Source organism: Streptomyces sp. NPDC004561, from assembly GCF_053602155.1.
In genome coordinates this window covers 1-7,850 of the sequence record NZ_JBSGDB010000412.1, presented here as the reverse complement: position 1 = coordinate 7,850, position 7,850 = coordinate 1, and the positions used below count along the sequence as shown (strand labels likewise).

Below are 7,850 nucleotides of genomic sequence, written 5' to 3'. Positions count from 1 at the left end.
GGGGCCTCTGGGCCGTCCGTGCGGATGGTCCCCGGACGCCGGTCAGCGGCGGCGACACCGCGGGGATCCGGGCCGTCGGTGTACTGGCGGGGCCCGACGGCCGGCAGGCGGTTGCCGCCGTGGTGGAACGGAGCTCGACGATCCACTTCTGGGACCCCTCGGTCCACGCGGCCGACGCGGCGCTCGGCGCCTCTCCGCTGGGCCGGATCGTCGGCATGCGCAGACACGTCACCGGCGACGGAACGGAGACCCTGGCGCTGTTCCGGCAGGTCCGCACGGCCGGGCGCACCGGGACGGCGGTACGGATCCTCGGGGCGGACGACGGCCGGGACCTCACGGCGCGGACGGACCAGGAGCCGCTCGCGCGGGAGCGCCCGGCATGGGACGGCACCGACGCGCAGTGGCCCACGGCCGTGGACCGCGCGCACCGGGGCGACGTCCTCGGCTGCGTGCCGCTGCGGGGCGAGCCGTTCCAGGACGCGCGGGCCAGCGTGGACCACGAGGGCGACGTCATGGTGTGGCGCGCCGGGGCGGACGGCTCCTGGCGGTCCACCCACCGGATACGGCTCGGTTCGACGGGGCTGGGCCTGACGGCACTGTCCGGGGGACGGCTCGCGGTGGCGCTCAGGGACGGCGTCGTCGTACTGGCCGTCGCGGCCGGGGCGTTCGACAGCAGGGACGAGGAGACGGGGGACGAGGATGTCTGAACCGTGGCCGGAGCTGGACGTGGATCTGCAGATCAGGGATCTGTTCACCGGCTCGCGCGCCGTGTACACGCCCCAGAGCGGCACCTACCGGCTCGACGGCGATGTGGAGCACGTGATCGAAGGCTGGTTGACGCGTTTCGTCCTGAAGCCTCCGCAGGGCGTGGAGCATCCCCGCGAGGTGTCGCTCTTCCACGGTCTGGACGACCTGGCGGGCGAGCTGTGGGAACACGAGGTGCGCAATCTGCTCCGGCTGAGGATGCTGGGGCATCCCGCGCTGCCGGAGATCGTGGACGGACGCTTCGACAAGACGAACCGCGTGGCGTTCATCATGACCCGCAAGGTCGGGAGCCCACTGGCCGAGGAGGACTGGAGCGACGTCCGGGACTGGGTCACCAGCCACCCGGTCGTCGCGTTCGAGCAGTTCAGCCTGCTGGTCGACGCCCTCAGCCAGCTGCACGGCACGCGCATCGTGCACCGCAACCTGACCCTGGGGGCCATCCGGCTGGCCAAGGAGCACAGGCAGCCGGGCCGGGCGGCCCTGGCCCTGACCCGGTTCGAACTCAGTGCCCTGGTGAAGAACCTGCTGCACAACGTCAGGGGCCCGGACGACGTCCATGCCCAGGCCGTGCGCGACCTGTTCCTCACCGAGCCCGCCGGCGTCCCGATGGCCCGTCATCTGACCTACCTGGCGCCCGAGACCCACCCGTCGGTCTTCAGCGAGTTGCGGGTCCGCCGGCTGGACCACGGCAGCACCGACGTCTTCGGCCTGGGCGTGCTCGGCTGGGAGCTGTTCCTCGGCGCCGTCACCGATCTGCTGCCCGCCGAGTGCCAGGCGGTGGAGCAGGCCCCTTTCGCGCGGCGCCCCGAGTCCCTGGCCGCGCTGCACGCCGCCATGCGCCGCAGGCTGGGTACGGCCACGGACGTGCCGCGCCGGCTGCGGGACGTGCTCGTCGACATGCTCGACCCGTCCCCCAGCGGCCGTATCTCCTCCTTCGACGCGGCGGCCGCGCTGCAGCGCCACTGGACGGAGATCTCGCTGAGCCTCGGCCCGGAGCAGCGCACGGAACGGCCCCGGCTGCTGGCCTTCATGCCCGAGCAGTCCGTCCAGACCGTGTACGAGATCCGGGGCTGGACCGATCACCGCCCCGACACACCGGAGGGCTGCCAGGAACTCGAGACCTTCCTCTGGGACGAACTGCGCCAGGCCCAGCTCGTCCACAGCCCCAGCGGCGCCCTCGGATTCGTCCACGGAGACTCCCCGCAGTCCCTGGCCGAGGCCAAATGGGTCCTGATCGGCTCCCAGGCCGTATGGTTCTGCGCCTTCCACTACGACGAGGCGATCTCGGGCCGGCGCAAACAGATCCACCCCGACACGCTGGTGATCAAGTACCTGCTGGACAAGCGGTACGCGGACGATCTGCTGGCGGCCTGGCCGCGTCGGAGCATCGGCAGGTTCGAACTCGTACCCTTCCGGATCGGCCAGTCCCTGGCCACGGAACGCGTGGGCCGCCCGTCCTGGGAGGACCTCACCGAGGCGGTCGTCACCGACCGGGCGGTGGAACACCAGGAGTCCCAGAAGCTGCTCCAGTCCTACCGCTTCATGCTCGAGTACCAGGGCGTCGCCCTCAGAGCGCGCCAGTACCCCTACGTCCGCGTGAGCGGCGACGACTCCGGTGCGGTCGTCCTCAAGCACGACCACGACCGCGACCGTCGCTGGCTGCACGGTGACCCGCTGCTCACGTCGTACGCACAGCCCCGGCGCCGTCCCGCGCTCGGCGACTTCGCCCGCCAGCTGCTCGCCGAGCGCGAATGGGCGCAGATCACCCTGGTCGAGGACCGCACCACCAAGGACGGCAATCCCGCGGACCCCCACTTCGGCTCCGCCACCGCGATGACGGCGCGCCTGGACGTGCGGCTGGACGCGGACTCGATCCGGATCATCCCGCCGAAGGGCCGCCAACTGCCCGAACGGGGCTGGCTGCGGCCCGACGAGGACCGGGGCACCGAGATCCAGCTGCGCCGGGAGGCCCGGGGCCTGGACTCGCTCGCGCACAAGCCGGGCCTGGTGCGCATCCTGGACACTCCCTCGTCCATCGAGCTGCGCAGCAGCGGCGGCACCTCACGGGACCAGCGCAGGCTGCGGGGCAAGGGGGAGGCGATCATCTCCAACATGCTCCGGTTCCACCCCTTCTACGCCCTCCAGGGCCCCCCGGGCACCGGCAAGAGCACCGTCGTCTCCAAGGCCCTGCGGGACTTCCTGGAGAAGGAGCACGGGGCCCGGGTCCTGGTCAGCGCGCAGTCGAACGACGCACTCGACCAGCTGGCCGAGAAGGTCGTCAAGGAGCTGGGGCCGAGGATCGACGACCGCTCCGTCCTCGCCCTGCGCGAACTGTCCCGGAGCCGGGAGACGGAGGAACTGCGCGAGTCCGTCAGGAAGTTCACCGCCGACCGCATCGTCGACGATCTCGTGGAGCACATCGGCCGCCGGGTGAAGAAGGGCTGCGAGGGAGCGCGGAGCGAGGCCGAGAGGCGGCTGATGGAGCGCTGGGCCCTGCTCGCGCGCGACAACTCGCTGGAACTCAACGAGCGCGTCAAGTCCGGGGCCGACATCGTGTTCGCCACCTGCTCCATCGCGGGCATGCTCTCCGACGAGGTCCGCGACCCGAGCGACGTGTTCGACTGGGTGATCATCGAGGAGGCGGCCAAGGCCTGGCCGACCGAGGTCGTCATGCCGCTGGTCCGCGGAGTGCGCTGGACCCTGGTCGGCGACTACCAGCAGCTCGGTCCGCACCGGGCGCAGGACGTGCAGAACTTCCTCGAGGGGCTCGCGTCCTTCGAGCACGACCGGATCAAGGCCCACTACGCCAACCAGGACACCTACCTGGACCATCTGCACATGTTCCGGCGCTTCTTCGAGGGGCACGACCCGCAGGAGAGCGCCTCGCCGGGGCGGCCGGTCGATGTCCTGGACACCCAGTTCCGCATGCACCCGGACATCGCGAAGCCGTTCTCGAAGGCCTTCTACCCGGCCGACTCCCCGGTCGGCACCTTCCTGAAGCCGGACCCGTTCATCGAGCAGATCCACGGCCGCACGGAACCGCCGTACCTGGCGGACGCCCCGCTCGTGTGGCTCGACACCTCCCGGCACGACAGCTGCCGGGACGAGCCCTACTGGGGGAACGAGGGCGAGGCGAAGCTGATCGACGACCTCGTGGCGCGGCTCGGGCTGGCGCACCGCGCGGACCCCGCCGAACTCGTCGTCATCACCCCCTACCGCAAACAGCTGGGGATCCTGGAGGCCAAGGGACTCAAGGGCAGGGCGCACACCGTCCACTCCTTCCAGGGCGGCGAGGCCAAGACGGTGATCGTCTCGCTGGTCCGCAGCGCCGAACGCGGGCAGGGCGTCCGGGAGAACATCGGCCACACCGCACAGCCCGAGGTGATCAACGTGATGCTGTCCCGGGCCCGGCAACTGCTGGTGGTCGTGGGCGACCTGGCCCACTTCGAGCAGTACGGCGGACCGGACTGGGAGACGGTCATCCAGGTGTTCCGGGACACGGGAGTGATCGTGGACGCGGCGACCGAGGAGATCGTCGGCGGACGGAACGCGGCCCTTCCCCCGCCCAGGGAGGCCGGGGACGAGGTACCCGCGCAGGCCGCCGTGGAGGACGCCCGGTGAACGAGACGACCCTGGTGTCCCTGCCCTGCCGCGTCATCACGCTGCGCGTGGAACTCGGCTCCGAGGCCGGCGCCTCCACCCTGGAGGAACTCGTGCTGGCGGCGGTGGCCGGCGGCCGCAAGTCCGTGGACGCACTGGGCGACCTCTTCTCCCTGCCCCGCCGTCTGATGCTGGACGTGGTGCACGACCTGTGGAGCAGGGGCTTCCTGGCGGTCGACTTCGCCTCGAACACCCTGGAGGGGACCCCGGCGGCGGAGGCGGTGCTCGGCGAGGGGGACGGCACCCAGGCGGTCGCCACCCGGGTCGAGCCGCGCAAGTTCCTGTTCGACCCGGTGACCGAGACCGTCCTGCCGTACGACGACGGCCGCCGCAGGGTGCCGCTGGGCGCCCTGGAGATGCCGATGTCCCGGGGCGCCTCGGAGGACGACCTGCCGCAGACGGAACTCCTGCGCGCCGTCCGCCAGACGGTGGCCTCGGACCGCCGGTCCGGCTTTCGCCGCAGGGTCCTGAACGTGTCCTTCACCAATCCCGTGCTCAGCCCCCCGGAGGCGGTGCGCTGGATCACGGTGGAAGTGGTGGTGAAGAAGGACCCCGGCAGCGGACAGGTCGCCGCCGTCCCCGTCGAGGTGCCCCGGGGCTGGGGCCGGCGGGGCGCCCAGCTCTTCCAGGCGCACATCGCGCATCTGCTGCGCACCCGGCCCGACAGCAAGTTCGTGCAGCAGCTGGTGAACCGCCAGGTGCCCGAGGTGGTGCGGGCCGACACCCTCAAGGAGCTGATCCGGGACCTGGAGGGACTCGCGGAGGGACTGACCGCCCCGCAGCTCCCGGACCTGCCGGGCCGCCACCACGCGCTGCTGTCCAAGGCGATGCTGGTGCGGGACCAGATCTCCGAGGCCCGGCGGGCCCGTTGCCTGGCCCAGCGGGTGGCTCCCGGCGCGGGTGTCGGCTACGTGGTGGCGGACCTCATCGACAAGGCCGTCCACCAACTGGTGCTGGCGGCGCCGAACATCAGCTACGACTGCCTCAACCCGGTGCTCCCGGCCCTCGAGGAGGCCGTGAAGAGGGATGTCACCCTCGTCGTGCTGTGGGGCGAACACTCCACGGCGAAGCTGGAGCCCAGGGTCGAGACGGCGCTGCTCGACCTGAAGGGACGCCACGAGGGCAAGGTGCTCCTGGAGAAGCGGAGCACCTCCAGCGCGGCATCGCTGGTCATCTGCGACAACCGTGCGGCCTTCGTGGGGTCCCGCAGTTTCCTGTCGGCCGACACCGGCGCCGGTGTGCTCGTGGAGCCGCCCGGGAACACCGAGGCGCCCCCGCTGTGCGTGGCCGACCTGCTGAGCTGGGTGCGCCGCGTCTACCCGTACTGGGAGACGGCACGGAGCATCGCCATCGCCCCCGACGACTTCGGCCGTGCCGGGCGCGAGACCCCGGCCGATCCCGGGCGGTGGTGGCAGTGGGAGCCACCGAAACTGCCGGACGACTGGGACCAGGACCGCGTGGGATTCCAGGTCGCCTGGGGAGCCGACTGGGGACGGGTGCTGCGAGAGCTGGTGGCGGCCGTGAACGAGGTGCACCGCGGCTCCGACTCGGTGGTGCGTGCCGTATGGGACGGCGCCTACACCGAGCTGGTGCGCCGGTCGGTCGAGGGCGCCTTCGAGCGGCTGGCGGTGACGGACGACCGGGCCGAGCACGAGGCCTGCGACGAGACGCTGGCCCTGCGGCTCAGGCGGCTGCGGGACGGCGGCGGGACGGTGCATCTGCAGCATCCGTCGCTGTCGGGCGGCCGGCGCACCACCGCGGCCTACGAGGCGCTGCTCAGGAGCCTGAAGGCGGAGGGCACCCTGCGCACCAGCAAGGCCAAGGCACGGGCGGTGCTCAGCGACCACGAGGTGGTGGTGGGCAGCTACCACCCGGTGGGCCACGGGACCGCGCATCCCGCCCAGGGGACGGTGGCCCAGGTCGGCCTGCACGTCCTCGGGACCGGGTTCACCGCCGACTTCGCCCGCGAGCTGGGCATCCCCGAGTGGTTCCAGACCGCGGGCGACGCCGGCGGCCCCGACTACCACCCCACGACGAGCGTGCTGGCCTCGCTGCCGGTGGACGACGACCCATGGACGGAACTCGCCCGCCGCGAGGAGGCGAAACAGGTCCCGGACAAACTGCGCTGGAGGTCGGCCGCCCTCCTGCTGAACACCGAGGACGGCGGCGACGAACGGGACAGGTGGGGGACCTGGCTCCTCCACGACGCCTGGCGGCGGGGCGCGTTCATGGAGGCGTACCTCCTCACCCCGCTGCTCGGCGGCCGGCCGGGAGCCCTGTCCGTGGAGCTGGCGGCGGTGGCGCTGCCGCTGGAGCACGGCCCGCTCGGCCCACAGCTCTTCTTCAGCACCCTGGCACTGGACGAGGCCGGGCCGCCGGAACGGACCGTCGCACTGGCGGGAGCCATCGCGGAGATGCTGCTCCACGGGGGCAGCACGGGGGCCGAGGCCTGCCGGTGGCTGACGGAGGACGGCCCCGCCGAGGGACTGCCGGCGGCCTGGCTGGGCCTCGGCGGCGCGGCCCTCACCTGCTTCCAGGCGGCGCAGGCCCCGCTGCCGTTGCAGGACGTCAACGAATGGGCGGCGAGCCAGGAGCGGTCGATGCGCACCGACGAACGCTGGGACCGGCTAGCCGCCGAGGTGGACGACTTCGAGCAGGCCAAGAACCACTTCAGCTTCCTCGACGGCCAGAAGGTCCACCGCGCGCTGTTCCACCAGGACGGGATGCTCGCCGTGGTGCGCGAGGTGGCACTTCACAGCGTGCCGGCCGACCGCTGGGCGCAGACGGTCTCGGGGCTGCCCCAGGGGGAGAACGAGATCCGCAACCACATCGACCGGATGTCCGCGGACCTCGGCCTGCGGAAGATCGAGTGGAGCAACCACTTCGCCTACGCGCGCAGGGTCGCCGAGTTCATCGCCGAGGCCAGGTCCCTGGTCGCCCGGTCCGAGGACCGGCAGCAGGGGCCGGCCGCGCCCCGGCTGACCTCCCCCCAGCGGCAGTTCGCGCTGCATCTGGACCGGCACTGGCACCACCTCCTCAAGGAGGCGGACGAACTGGGCGAGCCGGCCTGCCATCCGGCCAAGGCGCTGCTGGAAGCGCTGTCCGCGCTGCCCAAGGCCGGGAAGGAGAACGCGTGAAAGCGCCGAGTCACGAGAGCCAGGTGAGAAACCACCTGGAGGGCGCCCGGGCACTGCTCGGAACCTGGCCGGGCCGGTTCCGGTACCCCGAGGTACTGGCTCTCCTGGTGCGTCAGCGGAACGCGTACGTACCGGAGGACGCCGTCGTGCTGGCGCGGGCGGTCCTCGCCCGGCTGGGCGGACGGCCCGTGGGCGTCGTGTGCGAGGAACTGCTGGAGCGGGGCGAGTTCGACGCCGCCGAGTATCTGCTCGCCGGCTGCGCGGACCTCCGGCGGCACGACGCCGAAC

The 7,850-nt window shown here is 72.0% G+C and carries 4 protein-coding genes; all 4 read left to right on the top strand.

Going from position 1 to position 7,850, the window contains the following annotated elements:
- A partial coding sequence (locus ACWEN3_RS36030; RefSeq protein ID WP_452979780.1) for a hypothetical protein occupies positions 1-707 on the top strand: 707 nt, incomplete at its 5' end.
- Complete coding sequence (locus tag ACWEN3_RS36025) at positions 700-4,386, top strand: AAA domain-containing protein (protein WP_452979777.1); 3,687 nt, start codon at positions 700-702, stop codon at positions 4,384-4,386. The genes ACWEN3_RS36030 and ACWEN3_RS36025, both read left to right, overlap by 8 nt.
- Positions 4,383-7,562 carry a hypothetical protein gene (locus ACWEN3_RS36020; protein ID WP_452979774.1) on the top strand — a complete coding sequence of 1,060 codons (3,180 nt, stop codon included), beginning with the start codon at positions 4,383-4,385 and terminating at the stop codon, positions 7,560-7,562. The genes ACWEN3_RS36025 and ACWEN3_RS36020 overlap by 4 nt, the downstream gene beginning before the upstream one ends.
- Positions 7,559-7,850, top strand: a 292-nt coding sequence (locus tag ACWEN3_RS36015; RefSeq protein ID WP_452979771.1) for a hypothetical protein, incomplete at its 3' end; no start/stop codon positions are given. The genes ACWEN3_RS36020 and ACWEN3_RS36015, both read left to right, overlap by 4 nt.